The following is an 18,996-nucleotide window of genomic DNA, read 5'->3' on the forward strand; positions in this document are numbered from 1 at the left end:
TTTGTTGATAATTACCAGTTCATAAAATTATGTGGCCAGTGTAGATTCATATAATGGTCACCAAACAAATATAAACAAAGAAATGTGATGAGTACTGCTGCTAACACCTTCCACCACTTCAATTTCGTGACGAAGTAAAGAAAAGCACCTAGAAAAACAATAGATCCTACTTTAAACCCTACTAAATAAATGAGAATTAAGAGAAACAAGATCCATAAAATGTATGTTAAAGCTTCTGTTAGGTTGGGGTGAAAAGGATCAGAGTCAGCTTTCTTTCTTACTGTTCTGAATATACCAACGGCTAATTCTAAGACGACAAAGAAAATAGCAATAAGAGAAATATACAAAGGGAAAAATCGGGCTCTGTCGCTGAAGGACGTCGCTTCCATTGCAAACCAGAGAAACAGCAAAGTAAGCAGGGCAGTGAAGGCTATGTGTACTTTTGATTTACTGATATACATTACATCGCCCTCCCATCATTTGCTTTTATTTGATCTTCTTTCTTTTTAAAATAGACTCCTGTGAATACAATAAGAACGATTAACACCCCAATTATGATGACTCCAGGTCTCGTAAGCCAAGTAAATTCATATCTAGACATTGAAATCCATAAATATCGTTCAGTTGCTGGAGCTAAGACAAAACCGATAAGCATTGGTGCTCGCGGCCAATCTAGGCGTAACATAATCCAACCAAGCATTCCAATTACAACAAAAACAATTAAATCTCCCCAATTGGAAGAGCTTTGGAATGCGCCGAGGAGAATAATGATTAACAGAAACGGTACAAGCTTTTTGGCAGGTATATTGCTTATTTTTGAAATTGGTTTACTCAAAAGCAAACACGCTGCCGCCCCGATTACATTTGCAATGACTAAGGTCCACACAATAGACAATGTTAATGAAAGCTCGGTGGTTACCAAGCTCGGTCCTGCCTGCAACCCTAATAAGGTTAGACCTCCCAACAGGATAGCAGTAGTGCCGCTTCCCGGAATTCCAAACATCAACGTAGGTATTAATGAACCACCTTCCTTAGCATTGTTTGAACTCTCAGGAGCGACTACACCACGAATATCCCCATCACCAAACCGATTTTGCCGAGACGTTTGTTTTGCAACTCCGTAAGATACCCAATCAACGACACTCCCGCCAACACCGGGTATGAAACCAAGAACAGAACCAAGTGCAGAGCTTCGAAGTACTAGCCATTTATTCGCAACAATATCCTTGAAACCTTTTGTCCACCCTCCTAATTTTGGAACTTTTTTTGAAATGCTTTGATCTGCTGCAAGTAAGTCTACCATAACTGGGAAAGCAAATAGTCCAAGTGCAAATACTGCTAGAGGAATACCATTAAATAAATAGACGAACTCAAATGTATATCGATATTCCGGCACAGCAGGTGCACTGCCAACACTTCCAAGCATGAGTCCAAATAATCCTGCTAAAATCCCCCGGACAGGGAACTTTCCAGCCAAAATTCCAACCATGCTTAGCCCTAGTAAAGCGAGCATAAATAATTCAGGTGATCCAAAAGCAAGTACTAATGGCCTAATAACAGGGATAGAAAGGTAAAGTATGACTCCACCAATAATTCCTCCAATCATGGAAGCGATAAACGCAGCGCTTAATGCTCTCGAAGCTTCTCCGTTTTGTGCTAAGGGATATCCATCCATAATAGTAGCTTGAGACCCCGAAGAGCCAGGGACACCTAATAAAATTGATGGGAAGGTGTCCCCAGTGTGCAATACAGCAGTCATCCCTATTAGTAGAGCCATTCCGGAAAAGGGGTCCATACCGTAGACAAATGGCAGGAGTATAGCCATACCTACTGTACCGCTTAATCCAGGAAGAAGACCGATTGTTAATCCTAATCCGATTCCTAATAGCATAAATAATAGTCTTGATGGTTCCAAAATCATTAACAATGCTTCTATTCCAGCTTCTATCAATGTTGGTCCCCCTTTAGTGCGGCTTTTTTACTTTTAATCAACGGTGACATCATACTCTTCTAAGAGAAATTGTTTTACCCATTCAATAACATCATCCGAAACATCTAACATATTGTTAAGTGCACTGTCCAGCTCTTCCCCAATATATGGTTCATAACCGCCAAGTACTTCTTCTCCTTCTTCCATAAAGGATTGTTCATCAATCATTTCTTCAGCACCAGCTCTAAGTTCTTCTATTGCTTGTTCAGGTGCGTCTCCATGTGTCCAAATAACTTTTTGAATAGTGAAAGAAGAGGTTACAAATGTTTTATAAGCCTCCCATGCAACCCCAGAAGGTTCTTCACCATGCAGGTCTTCATAAAACTCTTTTAAAGTTGGAAGGTCAGGGAAAGCCGGGTCTCTTACCAATTCTCCATTTTCCATTTGTCCAAAGGAATAAAGCGGCTCCGCTGTTCCTTGATCTATAAGAGGTTCTATACTCGAGTTATACGCAGAAGTAGTTTGATAATCAATATTGGATTCTCCCTGTTCAAATGCGACACGTGCCGGACCTCGACCTTCATAACCCATATTTGCTTGTACATCTAGGCCTAGAACTTCAAACGATAATAACGTAACTAAATCTAATCCAGTCGAGCTAATACCGGCATATACTAAAGGTTCTGGGCTATTCTGAATATTAGCTGCAATTTCCGGGTTTGTATAAACTACTCCGCCAGTAGGGAAACCAACAATAGACTTCATTTCATTTAAATCGTAGTGAACAGCAGATTGCCCCAATAAAAATGGAGTATGGGTAGATGCACTACTTGTCAATACATTTAATCCATCTGCTTCTTTCATAGTGGCATATTCATTTGCACCCGTAATACTTTCTCCTCCAGGAACATTGACTACTTGAATATTCGGATTACCATCTGTATGATCCGCTAAAAAAGGAGCTACAAATCTTGCAAATACGTCAGTCCCTCCGCCAGCGCCAAATGGAACTAACATTTCAATACTAGCGTCTTGATAGAAAACCTCGTCTTCTCCAGATACCGTCTCACTTTCTGTATTGCATGCTGCAAGGCTTAATGTAACCGCTGTCAAAACTGAGATCAAAAAAATGTAACGTTTTAGTCTCTTCATTTTCATTCTCCTTTCTAGCAGTTTGTTTTTTAAAACTTTAATAAATTTCAAATATTTAGACTAATAAAATGTTATTATAGTGACTATGATAAATCAAATAGCAAAAATTAATGAGGACCATAAATATTATTTATGATAGAGATTTAAGACGAAAGGTCCGGAACTAGTTTAAAGTGTACATAACTACTATTTACTAAAGTTTCGTAGAGTCAACTAGAGTTACGATGATGACCAAGGAGTAAAAAAATAAATTAGTTGACATTTATGAAGGACAATATTATCATTTTATGTAACCGGTTACACAAAGTTTGAGGCGGGATATTGATGACGACGATTAGAGATGTTGCGAAACATGCAAATGTATCAGTAGCAACGGTTTCAAGAGTAATAAATAAAAAAGGATATGTGAGTAAAGAGGCTGAAAAAGCAGTATTAGCCTCGATTAAAGAACTAAATTATCAACCAAATTCAGTTGCGAGATCTCTTTATCATAAAACGTCAGGCATGATCGGATTAATTTTGCCAGACATAACAAACCCTTTTTTTCCGGAGCTGGCTCGTGCGATTGAAGATGTGGCACTGACATACGGTTACACAGTCGTTTTATGTAATACAGATGAAGAAGTCGAAAAAGAGCGTAAATATTTAGACGCGTTAAAGCAAAAGTATGTTGATGGAGTAATTTTAACGACTAATCAGCTCACATTTAACGATTATGAACAATTAGATGTCCCAATCGTTGCACTAGATAGAGTCGTGAGTGAACAAATTCCAACCGTAGTTTCGAAAAACAAAGATGGAGCTATTGAAGCGACAGAACATTTAGTTAAACAAGGATGCCAATTCCTCGCTCATATTCGCGGACCGAAAGGATTAGGGCCTGCAGATGATCGATACTTAGGATTTAAAGAAGTTGTTGAAAGAAGATGCTTAGCGAATATCGTCATCGAAGCAGACTTTCATATTGACGGCTCTGAAAAAGTAACGAGAGAGCTATTAGAAAAACATCCATCTATCGATGGGATCTTTGCTAGCAGTGATGTGACAGCAGCAGGTGTAATGAAAGCGGCACATACAGTCGGAAAGCGAATTCCAGATGATTTGCAGGTAGTCGGATTTGACGGAATTCCACTAGGTAATATGCTCGTCCCATCATTAACGACAGTCGAACAATCGATTTATGAAATGGGTGCTTTATCTGCGAGACTACTAATCAAACAAATTGAGAAAAAACCATTAGAATCGTTCCACTATGAAGTACCGACAAAGCTTATTGTTCGAGAAACGACGACAGGGAGGGACTGATATACGATGAAGAAACCAACAATTACGGTTATAGGCAGTATTAATATGGACATGGTTACGACAACCGATCAAGTACCAGATCAAGGTGAGACCGTGTTAGGTAAAGCGTTTCAAACCGTTCATGGTGGGAAAGGTGCGAACCAAGCTGTTGCAGCAGCACGGCTTGGTGCAGACGTTCACATGATCGGCAGAGTAGGAGACGACCCTTTCGGCAGTGTATTAAAGGATGGATTAGAAGTCGAAGGTGTTTCTACGTCTTGTGTGGAACCGGTTACACACAAAAGTTCCGGAGTCGCATCGATTATATTATCGAACCAAGACAATCGGATTATTGTCACGCCAGGTGCAAATAACGATGTTACACCTGAATACGTTCAACAATTTTTAGACGTGATCACGAACAGTGACGTTGTGTTGCTCCAATTTGAAATTCCGTTGAAAACAGTTGAATACGTCCTTCAATTGTGTGAGGAACATGGAGTACCAGTTATTGTAAATCCAGCACCAGCCCAACAGCTGAAGCTAGAAAGCTGGTTAAAGGCAACATGTATTACTCCGAATGAATCGGAAAAAAGTCAATTATTTAGCGACTCGATTGACAGTCCATTGTTAGAAAAGTTAATTGTGACGAAAGGAAATGCAGGGGCTGTTTATTACGAACGTGATAAGGAAATACAAGTTTCGAGTTTTGACGTATCCCCTGTCGATACAACAGGAGCTGGTGATACGTTTAATGGTGCATTCGCATTCGCGATCGCCCAATCGATGCCGAAACAAAAAGCGTTATTGTTTGCAAATGCAGCAGCCGCGTTATCGGTTGGAAAGTTTGGGGCACAAGGTGGGATGCCAACGTTGAAAGAAGTAGAAACGTTTATGACAGAGCGAGGTGCTGACAAATGAAAAAACAAGGGATGTTGAATCGGGACATTGCAAGAGTTTTAGCAACATTAGGCCATACCGATCAAGTCGTTATCGCGGACTGTGGCTTGCCGATTCCCGATCATGTCGAATGTATTGATTTGTCATTAAAGCAAGGGTATCCGAGTTTTATCGACGTATTAGAAGAACTGCTCGAAGACATGGAAGTAGAAGCATGCATTGCAGCAGAGGAAGTTGTCGATAAAAATGAGCCAGTTCACGAAAAACTGCTCGCAACATCAATCCCTGTGACATATGTTCCTCATGAGCAATTTAAAAAGGAAACGAGAAATGCGAAGATGATCATTCGTACCGGAGAAAATACTCCTTACGCGAACGTCATTCTCCAAGCAGGTGTGATCTTCTAGAAACGAGGTGTTAAACATGATCATTCAAATGCAAGGAATCGATAAGTCGTTTAGTGGAAACCAAGTGTTAAAAGGCGTGGAATTCTCGTTAGAAAAAGGGGAAATACATGCGCTTATGGGGGAAAACGGGGCTGGCAAGTCGACGCTGATGAAAATTCTTACGGGGATTTATGAAAAAGACAACGGCACCGTTGAAGTAAAAGGAAAGAACACCGATTACAAGCATCCGAAAGATGCTGAAAAAGACGGGATCGCTGTCATTCACCAAGAATTGAACATTCTTCCAGAACTGACAGTAGCAGAAAATCTGTTTTTAGGAAACGAACAGACGGTAGGAAAGACAGGTTGGCTGAAAACGAAAGAAATGAACGAGCTGGCTGAAGCAAAAATTGCTGAGCTCGGATTAAACTTAAAAGCAACCGAGCGAGCAGGAAATCTATCAGTCGGGAAGCAGCAAATCATTGAAATTGCGAAAGCGTTAATGACAAATGCGGATATTATCATTATGGATGAGCCGACTGCTGCCTTAACAGACAGAGAGATTGATACATTGTTCAAAACGGTTCGTGAGCTGCAAAACAAAGGGGTCTCATTTATTTATATCTCCCATCGAATGGAAGAAATTTTTTCTCTTTGTCAGCGAATTACCGTCCTGAGAGATGGAGCGTATATCGGCACGAAAGTGATTAAAGAGACGGACTTTGATGAAATTGTGAAAATGATGGTCGGCCGTGAATTAGGAGGTCGTTATCCAGATCATGACTTAACACCTGGAGACGTAAAATTAGAAGTGAAAAATTTGACGAGAAAAGGTGAGTTTGAAAGCGTTTCCCTCACTGTTCACGAAGGAGAAATTTTGGGCATCTCAGGATTGATGGGAGCCGGAAGGTCAGAGCTAGTTGAAACGATCTTTGGTTATCGAAAAGCGGATGCCGGAGAACTGTTGATCAATGGGAAAAAACAAGTTTTCAAAAGTCCAAATCAAGCGATCCAAAAAGGGATTGGTTTTGTCTCTGAAGATCGAAAGTCTAAAGGGTTAATCGTCGATTTTTCGGTGAGAGACAATATTAGCTTAACGAATTTATCTGAGATTTCCTCTTCTAGTTGGCTTTCAAGTCAGAGAGAGCTGGAGTTATGCCAAAAGCTTGTCGAAAAACTTAGCATTAGAACGTCGGGACCTGCACAGCAGGCAAAGTCTTTAAGTGGCGGAAACCAGCAAAAAGTTGTCATCGCCAAATGGCTCGGAACCCGACCGAAAGTATTAATTTTGGACGAGCCGACCCGTGGAGTCGATGTCGGAGCGAAAAAAGAAATTTATACGATCATGAATGAGCTAGCGAAAGAAGGAGTGGCAATCATCATGGTTTCCTCAGAGCTGCCAGAAGTGATCGGGTTAAGTACAAGAGTGGCAGTCATGTTTGAAGGAAAATTGATGAAAATTCTAGACAGAAGCGACTTATCAGAAGAAAAAATCATGCACTATGCCACAGGAGGGGATAAACATGTTCGACAATAAAAGGTTGAATTCACTGTTATCGACGATTGGTCCCTTTATCGGACTGTTGCTCATTATCATCATTATTACGATATTAAACCCAAGCTTTTTAAGTTTTTCAAACATTTTAAACGTACTGAGACAAGTATCGATAAATGCACTTATTGCCTTTGGAATGACCTTCGTTATTTTAACCGGTGGAATCGATTTATCAGTTGGTGCAATACTTGCGTTTTCCGGTGCAGTGACCGCAACGTTAATGGCATCAGGAGTCGATCCAATACTAGCGATGCTTATTGGTTTATTAGTAGGAGCCATTTTAGGTGCGATTAACGGTTTCATTATTGCGAAAGGAAAAGTAGCTCCGTTTATTGCGACGCTTGCAACAATGACGATTTATCGAGGATTGACGTTAATGTTTACGGACGGCCGTCCTGTTTCTGGATTAGGAGAGTCAGCGATTTTCGAAATGCTCGGCCGGGGATATTTCTTCGGAGTTCCTGTTCCGGCAATGACGATGATGATCAGCTTTCTCGTATTGTATTTAATCTTAAAGAAAACGACATTTGGTCGTCGTGTTTATGCGGTTGGTGGAAATGAAGAAGCATCGATTTTGTCAGGAATTAAAGTTGACCGGATTAAAATTTATGTCTACTCCCTAACCGGATTTTTATCGGCATTAGCGGGAATTATTTTAACATCTCGTCTTAATTCAGCACAGCCGACAGCTGGTACGATGTATGAGCTCGATGCGATTGCTGCGGTTGTGTTAGGTGGAACGAGTTTAACAGGTGGACGTGGTTGGATCGTCGGTACCTTAATCGGTGCCTTGATCATAGGGGTCTTAAATAATGGCCTCAATTTACTGGGAGTGAGCTCTTTCTTCCAGCAAGTAGTTAAAGGTAGTGTCATCTTGTTAGCGGTACTATTGGACCGCAAAAAAAATGCATAACAAAGGGGAGATTACAATGAAAAAAGGATTATGGTTTATGATGGTTGGTTTACTCGCACTTGTCATGATGGCATGCTCAACAGAGCCGCCAACAAGCGACGGAGAAAATAATGGTGATGGAGATGTGGACGGTGAATTTACAGTCGGCTTCTCGATCTCTACATTGAACAATCCATTCTTCGTAACATTGCAAGAAGGAGCCGAGGAAAAAGCAGAAGAATTGGGCATTGACTTAATCATGGTAGACGCTCAAGATGATGATGCGAAACAAATTAATGACGTTGAAGATTTAATTCAACGTGGCGTCGATTTAATTCTCATTAATCCAACAGACTCTTCATCTGTTATTTCAGCAATTGAATCTGCAAATGCAGCTGACATTCCAGTCATTACGGTCGATCGCGGAGCAGATGGCGGGGACGTTGTTTCACACATTGCTTCCGATAATGTTGCAGGCGGAGAAATGGCAGGAGAATTACTCGCAGAATTAGTCGGTGAAGGTGAAGAAGTGGCTGAACTTGAAGGAATTCCAGGTTCATCTGCAGCTCGTGAAAGAGGAGAAGGCTTCCATAACGTTGCAGCAGATTCATTAGACGTCGTCACTTCTCAAACGGCAAACTTTAATCGTGCAGAAGGCTTAACCGTAATGGAGAACATTTTGCAAAGTAATCCAGATATTAAAGGTGTATTTGCCCATAATGATGAGATGGCACTTGGAGCATTAGAAGCTGTTGAAGGTTCAGGAAACGATGAACTCGTCATTATCGGTTTCGATGCGACAGATGACGCTGTTGAAGCAGTAGAAGCAGGAAGACTAGCTGGTACAGTTGCTCAGCAGCCAACGCTAATTGGTGAAGAATCAGTTGAAGCCGCTGTGGCGTTGCTTAGTGACGAGTCGATTGAAGACTTCATCCCAGTTGAATTAGAATTAATAACAAACTAAAATAAAAACGAGTCCGGTATTTGTCGGGCTCGTTTTTATTTAAAAGTGACGACCTCGAAAGCGATGCGGAGAAGTTGCGTCAAAGCAAGTAGAAGTTGCGTCCAAACGAAGAGTTGTTGCGTCGAAGAGCGGAGAAGTTGCGTCCAAACGAAAAGTTGTTGCGCCAAAGCAAGTAGAAGTTGCGTCCAAACGAAAAGTTGTTGCGTCAAAGCAAGTAGAAGTTGCGTCCAAACGAAGAGTTGTTGCGTCGAAGAGCGGAGAAGTTGCGTCCAAACGAAAAGTTGTTGCGCCAAAGCAAGTAGAAGTTGCGTCCAAACGAAGAGTTGTTGCGCCAAAGCAAGTAGAAGTTGCGTCCAAACGAAAAGTTGTTGCGTCAAAGCAAGTAGAAGTTGCGTCCAACCGAAGAGTTGTTGCGTCGAAGAGCGGAGAAGTTGCGTCCAAACGAAAAGTTGTTGCGCCAAAGCAAGTAGAAGTTGCGTCCAAACGAAAAGTTGTTGCGCCAAAGCAAGTAGAAGGTGCGTCCAAACGAGGAGTTGTTGCGCCAAAGCAAGTAGAAGTTGCGTCCAAACGAAGAGTTGTTGCGTCGAAGAGCGGAGAAGTTGCGTCCAAACGAAAAGTTGTTGCGCCAAAGCAAGTAGAAGTTGCGTCCAAACGAAAAGTTGTTGCGCCAAAGCAAGTAGAAGTTGCGTCCAAACGAAAAGTTGTTGCGTCGAAGCAAGTAGAAGTTGCGTCCAAACGAAAAGTTGTTGCGCCATAGCAAGTAGAAGTTGCGTCCAAGAGCGGAGAAGTTGCGGCGAAACTCAGAGTACCTACGACGAAACGAAAAAAGGAGGCATACAACATTGAACATTCACGGAGTGCATGTAGTTGGTAAAAAGGTCGACAATGAAACTCGCTGCGAACATTACAAAAGTGAGATTGATCGTATCGCGATAAAATTTAAATGCTGTCATACATATTATCCGTGCTATACCTGTCATGAAGAATTAGCCGATCATCCGCCTGAGAGGTGGAAGCAAGATGAGTTTAATGAGAAAGCCATTCTGTGCGGAGCATGTGGAACAGAGATAACGATAAATGAGTACATGCAAGCACAATCTGTATGTCCTCATTGTCAAGCAGCGTTTAATCCAAAGTGTGCATCTCATTTCCATCTCTATTTTGACGTTAATATGGCATGTGATAAATATTAAGGCTACGAGTCGATTTCATACAATTTATGAAATCGCAACTGTAGCCTTAAACACCGCTTATAAAAAATTGATTGAAATTTCTTTCAAATACTAATGACAAAAGTAGGGAAGGATTTGTGATAAGCGAATGTGGAAAAACGATATGGGTCAACGGAAGACTGTAAATTAAACTCAAGTGTGATAAAAATGTTCAGCACACGTGCTGTCGTCAAATTTTTATTTAGAACGACTTATACAGAAGACCATAAGTAAATGAAAAGATGGTGCCCCTTTCATTTTGACCTTCGAAAAATCGTTCTTATCGTTATATCTATTTCAATACATGATCTTGTAAAAGGATTTTTTCTCCATAGACAAAAGATGATTGGATCCAAAATTCTCTTTAGATAGTGCCAAACGACGAAACATAGCTTGGTACGGTCAAATGAACTTTTTCTGGACTTCGATTTATAACTTGTCTTTCAAGGCTGATTCTCTTCTTGTTTCTTCACTTTCTTTTTATTTGACTTTGTTACCATCATGCGACCATTTCCAATGCGATTTTCATTTTTCAAGGTCTTTGACTTAGGCATTGTACCACCCCCCGATACAAAAGATGCATTAGAAAATACTCGATAAAGAGTCTTTTGAAGCACTCTTTCCGCACACGTTGCATACCCTATAGTGCAAACGTTTTTAGCCAAACGTTTAATCCGGGGCATCGTTATAAGACGATGCTTTGGATGCCTGAAGCTTCGACGACAATCGCTACATTATCATTGAAAAAATAAGCTAAATTTTTTTCTTTATTATAGTTAGAGAAGTAAATATCGTTGTACTCTTTTCCATTACAGATAAGAGTCTCTATCGGTGTACCAGGATCTAAGGTATTCAAAATCTCCACTATCCCGCCTTTTTCCCGATAAACTTCTGACATGTTTATCCCTCCTTTTAGTAGCGTTAATACAATTTATGTGAGAAAGTGATAAAGTGTTTGGACAACCGTTTCCATTTCAAGCAAAAAAGGCTTGCCATTTTCTTATATATCTGTATTGATAGATTTGAAAAAAATTTTCTATGATACTTGAGAGTCAGAGAATCCGAAGAAGCGAAAAAAGAAGGTGAAGATGTTATAAAACGTTGAAGGAAGCCATCTGTCTCCAATTACAACCTGTATTATTGGAATTTTTTGACGGATGAAAAATATATGCTAGACTAAGTTTTAAATTAAATAAATGAATTCTTATCTAGAGAGGTGGAGGGACTGACCCTATGAGGCCTCGGCAACCACGGTGCCAATTTCAGAAGAGTCTAACTAGATTCCGAAGGTAAAGAGCAGCTTTTTATGTGATCAATCCCTTTTCTCATCTAATGAGAGATGGGGTTTTTTAAGATTGCTAAAGATGACTACTTAATGGAATCAACGAAAGGTCAATCAGGTATGTGGGCAAACTCAACATTTAAAGATCTCGTTCATTATAATGACGGCTTTAAAACCGGACTAATAGGTACCGCAGAACAATTGGCCGACCGGATTATTGAGCTGAAAAAAATGGTGCTGACCTCGTTTTGGCTGGTCACTTGCATTACGAGGGTCATCCCTCTCGTCAAAGAAAAAAATTTACAATAGAAAAAGGTGCAATTACGATATGAAACTGGTTGGGCTATGTGGCAGTTTAACGAAAAACTCGAAGACACTTTTAGCGGTGAAAAAAGCAGTGAACGATGCTAAACAATTTGATTCATCAATCGAATCAGAAAATATTCATTTGCATAACTATAAATTAGATTTTTGCGATGGACGTGATCCTTCTGATTATGAAGGAGATACGCATACCGTTATCGAAAAAATAGTAGAGGCCGATGCTTATATTATTGGAACGCCTGTTTATCGCGAGTCATTAACCGGTGCTTTAAAAAATGTCTTTGACCTTATTCCAAATGACAGTTTTCGCGGAAAAGTAATCGGTTTTATCGCATCTGGCGGTTCATAACATCATTTTCTTGTAATTGAACATCACTTAAAGCCGATCGCCAGCTATTTCCAAGCTCATACACTACCAGGTTCTGTCTATGTCCATAATGAGCATTTCGCTGATTCCGAGCTAATAGACAGAGAGATTATCAACCGGCTGTGTGATTTAGGTGAGAGTATCGTTCAATTTCATGAAAAAAATGTTCATCAAAATGTTGGTGCTAGTGGCCCGGTCATCGCAAGAAAATCATTAAGTCAAATGTAAAGGAGAATGTCATGGCAAAAGTAAAAGAAACACTCCATCCTGAATTAGTCGATTCATTACAAGGTGAAAAAATCGTCTCACTTGTCACGACAGATGCAGAAAGGAATCAACCAGATTTAAGCGTGATATCGTGGTTAGTCGCTCACAAAGACGGAAAAACCGTAAAATTTGCAGTAGGACATAAAGCAAATTCAGCAAAAAATATTCAAGCAAACCCTCAAGTCATCTTAGGCGTAACTGGAGCTGGCAGCTGCTATTCAATTAAAGGAAAAGCAACTGTCTCTGATGTCATTGAAAAAACAATGAAGCTCCGTATCGTGACAGTTGAAGTAGAGTCTGTCGAAGATGTCATCTTTTATGGAGGGAAAATTACAGTTGAACCAGCATACGAAAAAACATACGACCCCGATCTTGCAAAAAAGCTTGACGAAGAAGTATACGGTTTATTAAACGAATAAAAGTTTGGTGACATCGCTAGGAGTTGCGTCTAAGCTGTGAGAAGTTGCGTGCAAACTCAGAGAAGTTGCGTGCAAACTCAGAGAAGTTGCGTGCAAACTCAGAGAAGTTGCGTTCGAACTCAGAGAAGTTGCGTTCGAACTCAGAGAAGTTGCGTTCGAACCCGGAGAAGTTGCGTTCGAACCCGGAGAAGTTGCGTTCGAACCCGGAGAAGTTGCGTTCGAACCCGGAGAAGTTGCGTCTAAACTCAGAGAAGTTGCGTGCAAACTCAGAGAAGTTGCGTCTAAGCTCAGAGAAGTTGCGTTCGAACCCGGAGAAGTTGCGTTCGAACCCGGAGAAGTTGCGTCTAAACTCAGAGAAGTTGCGTGCAAACTCAGAGAAGTTGCGTGCAAACTTAGAGAAGTTGCGTGCAAACTCAGAGAAGTTGCGTCCAAACACAGATCTACTGCGACGAAGGTACGAGTACACAGTCACGTCGGTGCCAGACACTCCGGTGTCTGGCACCACACCTTCTTTACTGCTTCGGTATTTCACCTTTATAAAGAGATTCTGGACGATAGATGCGATTGTCTGAAGCTTGCTCGAGAACATGTGCTGTCCAGCCAGCTATTCTGCTCGCAGTGAACGTAGGTGTGAATAACGCCTCAGGCATATTGACAGCTCGGAGGACAGCTGCTGCGTAGAATTCAACATTCGTATATAGCTTTCGGCCAGGTTTGTATTCTTCGAGTAAACGGATCGCTGTACGTTCCACATGATTTGCAAGGTCGAGCCATGGATCTTCATTCGTTAACTGGCTCGTCACTTGCTTCAATGCTTCAGCTCGCGGGTCGCTCGTTTTATAAATGCGGTGACCGAACCCCATTAATTTCTCACCCGACCGTAATTTTTTCCTCAGCCAAGCTTCTGTTTGATCTTTCGTGCCAATCGATTCAAGCATCGACGTGACCTCACTAGGTGCACCGCCGTGCAGCGGGCCTTTCATGGCACCGATCGCACCGGTTATCGCCGAGGATAGATCAGATTCGGTTGAGGCGACGACTCTTGAAGCAAAAGTCGATGCGTTCATGCCATGTTCCATCGTGAGAATAAAATATGCATTCAACGCTTTCACATGCGCTTCTACCGGCTCTTGTCCTGTCATCATGTAAAGGTAGTTTGCAACATGATCAAGGGAATCGTGAGGACTGATGACTTCCTCTCCTCTTACGACTTGTTGACGAGACGTAATGATCGTCGGTAAAACCGCAGTTACTTTCATCGCTTCATCAACTGTAGGCGGCCATTGAAACTGGTCGTCCCCCATTGCAGAAATACATGTTCTAAGAACGCTCATCATTGACATGCTTTTTGGTAAAAGATGAATCATTTCCTTAATATGAGTAGGCAGTTTTCGATATTGGTGAAACGTCCGTTTTAAGTTTGCAAGCTCAAGCTCATTAGGAAGTTTGCCATGCCATAATAAGTAACAGATCTCCTCGAATTCTTTCGTTACGGCCAATTTTTTTGCCCAATGTCCTCGATAAATTAACGATCCCTTTTTTCCGTCGATAAAACTTATTTTTGTTTCTGAAGCGATAACTCCTGCAAGCCCTTTATTTATCGTTCCTTCCATTTTGTACTCCTCCTATCTGTTTCGTTAAGTTTAAGGATAAAACAGAAAGATAATTAAGAAAATTAAATATTTATAGTATAATTGATTATGAAAATTAATTAATGGATCGGGGGCATGTCAATTGAACGTCAATTGGATTCGTACATTTGTCACCGCGGCAAAGTATGAGAACTTTTATCAGACTTCTGAAGCCCTCTACTTATCACAGCCAACGGTAACCGTTCATATAAAACAACTTGAAAAAGAGCTCGGTGTTCCGTTGTTTATTCGAAAAGGGAGAAATGTTGCTCTCTCGTCGTATGGACGCGAATTTCTTCAACATGCACACGCAATGATGGAAACGCTCGATGACGGTGTTACTCATATCGAAAGAATGAGACAAGGGTATAACAAAACGTTAACGATCGCAGTCTCGCCACTCATTGCATCGACCTATTTGCCATATTGGATTAAAAAATTTATGAAACTCCACCGTGAAGTCGAAGTAATCGTTCGTGTCATGGAATCAACTTTCATTTCTGAAGAAGTTGCTCAAGGTCTTGCTGATTTAGGGTTATCAAGAATGGAAAGCAGAGTACTCGGGTTAACGTGTGAAAAAATCTACGAAGAGCCGGTTAAAATTGTCGCTCCACATGATGGAGGAGATCTCGAAAGCAGCCCGCCGATCGAACTGGACGATATGATTTATCGTGAAGTGTTGTTAACACATAACCATCCTGAGTATTGGGACACATTGTTAATCGAGCTGAAAAGTCTTTATCGAACGATGCGAACGATGAAAGTGTCGCAAGTCCACGTTACGAAAAGGTTTATCGAAGAAGGAATCGGCTTTTCGATTTTGCCCCGTTCAACAGTGAAACGAGAATTAGCAGAAGGTAGGTTGCTCGAAGTAGAGGAAAAGAATCTTAGTTTGCCGAAAGCGGCTACATATGTAATGAGTAAGCACGAAAGTGAAGAAACGTCCGATTTTATTAACAACGTCAAAGAGTTGTTGTGATCACAGAGGAGGAAATGGCGATGAATCGATATACACCAGCTATTGAAGGGAAGTCAAGTGTTAGCAGCTTAGAAAAAATCACGTTAAATGATTTGGAACAATGGATTTTAATTCGCGGAGAGGATACGAGTAATCCAATTTTGTTATGCCTGCACGGTGGACCAGGGAATGCACAAATCGGCTGGGCTCCAAAATATCAAGCGGCCTTAGAGAAGGACTTTGTCGTCGTAAACTGGGATCAACGTGGTGCAGGTCTCTCGTATGACGAAAATATAAGTGAAGATTCAATGAAAATAGCCAATTTCGTTGATGATGCTTATAAACTGACAACCTATTTACTAGACCGATTCAATCAAGAAAAAATAACGGTTGTAGGGCATTCGTGGGGATGTATCATTGGCATGCATTTAGTTCATCAATATCCAGAGCTGTTTCATCGCTATATCGGTGTCGGTCAAAGTGTTCATTTGCCAAGAGGAGAGCGGCTGAGCTATGAGTTTACAATGGATTACGCGAAAAGAGAAAATGTCGTAGAAGCGATAGAAGAGTTGACGAAAATCGGTGTACCCCCTTATAAAAAAATGATGGAAGGTTTGTCAACACAACGGAAATGGCTGAACAAATTTGGCGGAGTTGTCGCAAAAGACCCTGATTTTTTCAGCAAGCTTGGGAAGACGATACGAGAAAGACCGGAATATAACGAAGAGGATTTAAACCGATTGCAAATAGGAAATACGTTTTCGCTCACGACGATGTGGTCTGAAGTGCTAACCGTCAATCTATTGGAACAAGTAAATGAAGTTGATGTCCCAGTCAACTTTCTTATAGGCGAACATGACTACAACACACCACGAACGCTAGTTGAAGAATACTATGACGTCATAAAAGCTCCATTTAAACAGAAATTTTACATTGATGATGTCGCGCATAACTTCCCGTTTGAAAAACCTGATCTTTTTGCAAAAACATTAAAAAGCATTTTCAAAGAAACGAGTCGCTAGGAGAGTGACTATGGTCGAAAGAAATGGTTGCTGTATAAAAGGAAATGGCAGGTGCCAACACCTGCCATTCTTGTCTTTTACCAAAGAGGTGGTCGCGGGTCATCTTCAATTGACCAGCCTTCGTAAAGACCGATATCATCAAAAGCGTCTAATGTCGCATTGTATTCATCACTATCTTCTCCGTATAAATCAATGGCTGATTGAAGCAATGCTTCACGGAATTCAGCAAACGTTGCATCGTAATGCAAGTAGTCGTAAGTTCTGTACCATGTGTCAGCAACAACTTCTCTACCCATATCATATTCTTCAGAGACGAGATATGCGTGGTGGTACAAGATTGATGAGTTAACGTGTACACCACCGTTGTCTATGTTAGTAGGAAGGTAGTAATATTCATCCATATGTGCCGGATAGCGACCTTCACCGTCAATGCTGTATGCCCAATAATTTTGATTTACAGGGAATTGACCAGGGTCTTCACCACTGCGGAGCGCGGTACGACCATCTTCAAGCCACGCTTCCCCCATAATGTCTTCTCCAATATCCCAGCTTCGATCGTCAACGATACTGCCAAATACATCGGAGTAAGCTTCATTGATTGCACCACTTTCATGACGATAGCGAAGACCGCCATTGTAGTGAGTGACACCGTGAACCATTTCGTGTGCCGTAACGTCAAGTGCAGCTAGCGGAATGAATTGTTGGCCATCACCATCTCCGTAAGTCATCATCGCAATTCCGTTACTCCAAAATGCGTTGTTATACTCAGTTCCATAATGAACACGTGACTCGATCGCCATACCCTCATCATCGATTGAGTTACGACCGTGATTTTCCAGGAAATAGTCGTATACAATTCGGGAATTTGTATGAGCATCAACAGCCGGACCTTGTCCAACAACTTCCCAAGAACTGCTATCTCCTGTATACTCTACATCTTTCCACGATGCATTATCATTTTCATATAACCAAATTTGGTTTGCTGTATTTTTCATGTTGTAAGTATAAATGCCATCCATTTCACTTGACCTTTCATCTGCTAAGTAAAACGTTCTCCCTTCTCCAGGAGCACCTGAATGAGAGATATTCATAAGCTTTTCTACACCAATCGTACCTAAACCTTTTCCTCTCGCAGGGCGGAACTCTCCCGTATTATCAACAGCGATCGGATTACGGTCTGTCTCAGCACTTGCTGGAGCAGCCTCAACTTCTGTATCGATCATTTCACTGAAATGGCTGAGACCAGTCATTGCATCGTACCGATCAATGATCTCACCAGTATGTGCATCAACGTAAACATACCAGTTTCCAGGAGTACCTGTATGGATTTCTAAGTTGACTCGGTAAGCAAGGTAATAATCATCTTCGAAAGGATAAACAACTAATTCACTCTCTTCAAAAGCAACTTCTTCTGCAGCCTCAACTTCAGTTTTTGCAGCTTGTACTGCGTCATTTTGATTTACAGCTGGTGTTGTATTTAAGTCTAGTTTTTCGAGTTCGCTGTCAAAATGACCGTTTACTGTTGTTACGACATTTTCATCGTCAAAATGGACGGTTAATTGGTGACGGTCAACTGGGACTCCGTTCTTTGTTTGCTGGAGGCGAACATGTGTCATGCCTAAATCATCTTGCTTCGTTTTCACTTCTTGTAAATTGTCTGCAGCGTTTTCAATTTCAAAGAAGTCATGATTTTGATCGATAAAGCTCTTGGCATTTTTGGCATCTGCATTTGCGAAGCGTTCAGACAGTTTGCCTGAAACAAATGATGGTGGTCCTTGCTTCCCTTTTTGATCGAGAACTCGAACTTTATCGTTGTCCTTTAACGAATTGCCTTCTGCAAATGAGGCTCCACCTCCTACGAAACCAGAACTAAGAATCAGACCAGATAAGAAGACAGCGGCAAATCTCTTCAAGATTATCCTTCCTTTCTGAAGTTTATTTGTCCGAAATATCGGGTCTTGAAAATTCCGATACTCGAACTAATTTAAGCGTAAGAAATAATCCAACGATATTCAACAGAATATTCTGTCAATTCTTGTTTGTGAATATAGAGTCGATAAGTGTAAAGACTTTTTACGACAGAAAAGGATGTGTCATCTGTCTCAGGTGGCATATCCTCTTTTTAGGAAGAATGACCTTCAAATCCGTGCTTGTCATATCGGTCATTAGGCGGAAAAACAAGGAATGATGCATTTGAAGGCAATACATGAATTAATAGGAGAAATTGTCAAAAAATACTTAGGAATGCTGTCGGAAATAAAAACATTGTCTAAAAAATAGTTCAATATTCAATGAATCGTGAGACTATATGAACAAATTCGTATCCTATCAGTGATCTGATAGGTTTTTGAGAAAATGAAAAGGTTGCTGGAACATGGGTGGTTCTGTCGAATGGAATAGAATACTATTCGGGTTAAGACTTTAGACATGGATAGGTGGACGGAGAGAAAGA

At 41.0% G+C, this 18,996-nt stretch carries 18 protein-coding genes, 1 pseudogene and 1 riboswitch; of the genes and pseudogenes, 13 read left to right on the top strand and 6 right to left on the bottom strand.

Annotation, left to right across the window (positions count from 1 at the left end):
* Positions 1–11: 11 nt before the first annotated feature.
* The 3 genes from CD001_RS08985 to CD001_RS08995 are packed head-to-tail and all read right to left on the bottom strand — an operon-like array spanning position 12 to position 3,082.
* Positions 12–461: a tripartite tricarboxylate transporter TctB family protein gene (locus CD001_RS08985; RefSeq protein ID WP_096187176.1), complete on the bottom strand. Its 450-nt coding sequence runs from the start codon at positions 459–461 to the stop codon at positions 12–14.
* Positions 461–1,951, bottom strand: coding sequence for a tripartite tricarboxylate transporter permease (locus tag CD001_RS08990; protein ID WP_096187177.1), 1,491 nt, complete (start codon positions 1,949–1,951; stop codon positions 461–463). The genes CD001_RS08985 and CD001_RS08990 overlap by 1 nt, the downstream gene beginning before the upstream one ends.
* 33 nt (positions 1,952–1,984) lie before the next feature.
* Complete coding sequence (locus CD001_RS08995) at positions 1,985–3,082, bottom strand: type 2 periplasmic-binding domain-containing protein (protein WP_096187178.1); 1,098 nt, start codon at positions 3,080–3,082, stop codon at positions 1,985–1,987.
* A gap of 324 nt (positions 3,083–3,406) precedes the next feature.
* On the opposite strand from CD001_RS08995, the gene CD001_RS09000 reads away from it, so the two are divergent.
* From CD001_RS09000 to CD001_RS09035, 7 genes are all read left to right on the top strand, one after another.
* On the top strand, positions 3,407–4,387 hold the full coding sequence (locus tag CD001_RS09000) for a LacI family DNA-binding transcriptional regulator (RefSeq protein WP_096187179.1): 981 nt from the start codon (positions 3,407–3,409) through the stop codon (positions 4,385–4,387).
* Positions 4,388–4,393: 6 nt separating this feature from the next.
* Positions 4,394–5,287 carry a ribokinase gene (rbsK, locus tag CD001_RS09005; protein WP_096187180.1) on the top strand — a complete coding sequence of 298 codons (894 nt, stop codon included), beginning with the start codon at positions 4,394–4,396 and terminating at the stop codon, positions 5,285–5,287.
* Positions 5,284–5,673 (top strand): D-ribose pyranase, encoded by a 390-nt coding sequence (gene rbsD / locus CD001_RS09010; RefSeq protein ID WP_096187181.1) that lies wholly within the window; start codon positions 5,284–5,286, stop codon positions 5,671–5,673. The genes rbsK and rbsD overlap by 4 nt, the downstream gene beginning before the upstream one ends.
* Positions 5,674–5,689: 16 nt before the next feature.
* A complete protein-coding gene (locus CD001_RS09015; protein ID WP_096187182.1) occupies positions 5,690–7,189 on the top strand; it encodes a sugar ABC transporter ATP-binding protein in 1,500 nt (499 codons plus the stop codon).
* Entirely contained in the window at positions 7,176–8,120 is a 945-nt protein-coding gene (locus tag CD001_RS09020; protein ID WP_096187183.1) for an ABC transporter permease subunit, read from the top strand. Before CD001_RS09015 ends, CD001_RS09020 begins: the two co-directional genes overlap by 14 nt.
* A gap of 16 nt (positions 8,121–8,136) precedes the next feature.
* Positions 8,137–9,063 (top strand): ribose ABC transporter substrate-binding protein RbsB, encoded by a 927-nt coding sequence (gene rbsB / locus CD001_RS09025; protein ID WP_096187184.1) that lies wholly within the window; start codon positions 8,137–8,139, stop codon positions 9,061–9,063.
* Positions 9,064–9,905: 842 nt separating this feature from the next.
* Positions 9,906–10,256: a CHY zinc finger protein gene (locus tag CD001_RS09035; protein WP_096187186.1), complete on the top strand. Its 351-nt coding sequence runs from the start codon at positions 9,906–9,908 to the stop codon at positions 10,254–10,256.
* Positions 10,257–10,959: 703 nt separating this feature from the next.
* Here CD001_RS09035 and CD001_RS09040 read toward each other — a convergent pair.
* Positions 10,960–11,172, bottom strand: a complete 213-nt coding sequence (locus CD001_RS09040) for a hypothetical protein (protein WP_096187187.1) — start codon at positions 11,170–11,172, stop codon at positions 10,960–10,962.
* 303 nt (positions 11,173–11,475) lie between these two features.
* Positions 11,476–11,570, top strand: a riboswitch (SAM riboswitch).
* A 97-nt stretch (positions 11,571–11,667) separates the two neighbouring features.
* Here CD001_RS09040 and CD001_RS09045 point away from each other — a divergent pair.
* From CD001_RS09045 to CD001_RS27435, 4 genes and pseudogenes are all read left to right on the top strand, one after another.
* Positions 11,668–11,828 (top strand): annotated as a pseudogene (locus CD001_RS09045) (dimethylsulfone monooxygenase SfnG); the annotation flags it as partial.
* A 56-nt stretch (positions 11,829–11,884) separates the two neighbouring features.
* Positions 11,885–12,229 carry an NADPH-dependent FMN reductase gene (locus tag CD001_RS26880; protein WP_257009757.1) on the top strand — a complete coding sequence of 115 codons (345 nt, stop codon included), beginning with the start codon at positions 11,885–11,887 and terminating at the stop codon, positions 12,227–12,229.
* A 257-nt stretch (positions 12,230–12,486) separates the two neighbouring features.
* On the top strand, positions 12,487–12,933 hold the full coding sequence (locus CD001_RS09055) for a pyridoxamine 5'-phosphate oxidase family protein (RefSeq protein WP_096187188.1): 447 nt from the start codon (positions 12,487–12,489) through the stop codon (positions 12,931–12,933).
* A 23-nt stretch (positions 12,934–12,956) separates the two neighbouring features.
* Positions 12,957–13,505, top strand: coding sequence for a hypothetical protein (locus CD001_RS27435; protein WP_218839246.1), 549 nt, complete (start codon positions 12,957–12,959; stop codon positions 13,503–13,505).
* On the opposite strand, the gene CD001_RS09060 is transcribed toward CD001_RS27435, so the two are convergent.
* Positions 13,446–14,546 carry a citrate synthase/methylcitrate synthase gene (locus CD001_RS09060; RefSeq protein ID WP_096187189.1) on the bottom strand — a complete coding sequence of 367 codons (1,101 nt, stop codon included), beginning with the start codon at positions 14,544–14,546 and terminating at the stop codon, positions 13,446–13,448. The genes CD001_RS27435 and CD001_RS09060 overlap by 60 nt on opposite strands.
* Positions 14,547–14,667: 121 nt before the next feature.
* On the opposite strand from CD001_RS09060, the gene CD001_RS09065 reads away from it, so the two are divergent.
* Together CD001_RS09065 and CD001_RS09070 are read left to right on the top strand one after the other, a co-directional pair.
* Positions 14,668–15,543, top strand: coding sequence for a LysR family transcriptional regulator (locus tag CD001_RS09065; protein ID WP_096187190.1), 876 nt, complete (start codon positions 14,668–14,670; stop codon positions 15,541–15,543).
* A gap of 20 nt (positions 15,544–15,563) precedes the next feature.
* Entirely contained in the window at positions 15,564–16,544 is a 981-nt protein-coding gene (locus tag CD001_RS09070) for an alpha/beta fold hydrolase (RefSeq protein WP_179298675.1), read from the top strand.
* A 77-nt stretch (positions 16,545–16,621) separates the two neighbouring features.
* Here the strand turns inward: CD001_RS09070 and CD001_RS09075 are convergent, their stop codons facing one another.
* Positions 16,622–18,457, bottom strand: coding sequence for a M4 family metallopeptidase (locus CD001_RS09075; protein WP_096187192.1), 1,836 nt, complete (start codon positions 18,455–18,457; stop codon positions 16,622–16,624).
* Positions 18,458–18,996: the final 539 nt, after the last annotated feature.

The organism is Evansella halocellulosilytica, assembly GCF_002335745.1.
In the GTDB taxonomy this organism is placed as follows: Bacteria; Bacillota; Bacilli; order Bacillales; family Salisediminibacteriaceae; genus Bacillus_CA; species Bacillus_CA halocellulosilytica.

What these genes read in the sequence shown, in the direction of transcription:
- CD001_RS09015 (WP_096187182.1), top strand. Translation starts at nt 5,690, where the DNA reads ATGATCATTCAAATGCAAGGAATCGATAAGTCGTTTAGTGGAAACCAA.
- CD001_RS09070 (WP_179298675.1), top strand. Translation starts at nt 15,564, where the DNA reads ATGAATCGATATACACCAGCTATTGAAGGGAAGTCAAGTGTTAGCAGC.
- CD001_RS09060 (WP_096187189.1), bottom strand. Translation starts at nt 14,546, where the DNA reads ATGGAAGGAACGATAAATAAAGGGCTTGCAGGAGTTATCGCTTCAGAA.
- CD001_RS09040 (WP_096187187.1), bottom strand. Translation starts at nt 11,172, where the DNA reads ATGTCAGAAGTTTATCGGGAAAAAGGCGGGATAGTGGAGATTTTGAAT.
- rbsD (WP_096187181.1), top strand. Translation starts at nt 5,284, where the DNA reads ATGAAAAAACAAGGGATGTTGAATCGGGACATTGCAAGAGTTTTAGCA.
- CD001_RS26880 (WP_257009757.1), top strand. Translation starts at nt 11,885, where the DNA reads ATGAAACTGGTTGGGCTATGTGGCAGTTTAACGAAAAACTCGAAGACA.
- CD001_RS08995 (WP_096187178.1), bottom strand. Translation starts at nt 3,082, where the DNA reads ATGAAGAGACTAAAACGTTACATTTTTTTGATCTCAGTTTTGACAGCG.
- CD001_RS09055 (WP_096187188.1), top strand. Translation starts at nt 12,487, where the DNA reads ATGGCAAAAGTAAAAGAAACACTCCATCCTGAATTAGTCGATTCATTA.
- CD001_RS09000 (WP_096187179.1), top strand. Translation starts at nt 3,407, where the DNA reads ATGACGACGATTAGAGATGTTGCGAAACATGCAAATGTATCAGTAGCA.
- rbsK (WP_096187180.1), top strand. Translation starts at nt 4,394, where the DNA reads ATGAAGAAACCAACAATTACGGTTATAGGCAGTATTAATATGGACATG.
- rbsB (WP_096187184.1), top strand. Translation starts at nt 8,137, where the DNA reads ATGAAAAAAGGATTATGGTTTATGATGGTTGGTTTACTCGCACTTGTC.
- CD001_RS09020 (WP_096187183.1), top strand. Translation starts at nt 7,176, where the DNA reads ATGTTCGACAATAAAAGGTTGAATTCACTGTTATCGACGATTGGTCCC.
- CD001_RS08985 (WP_096187176.1), bottom strand. Translation starts at nt 461, where the DNA reads ATGTATATCAGTAAATCAAAAGTACACATAGCCTTCACTGCCCTGCTT.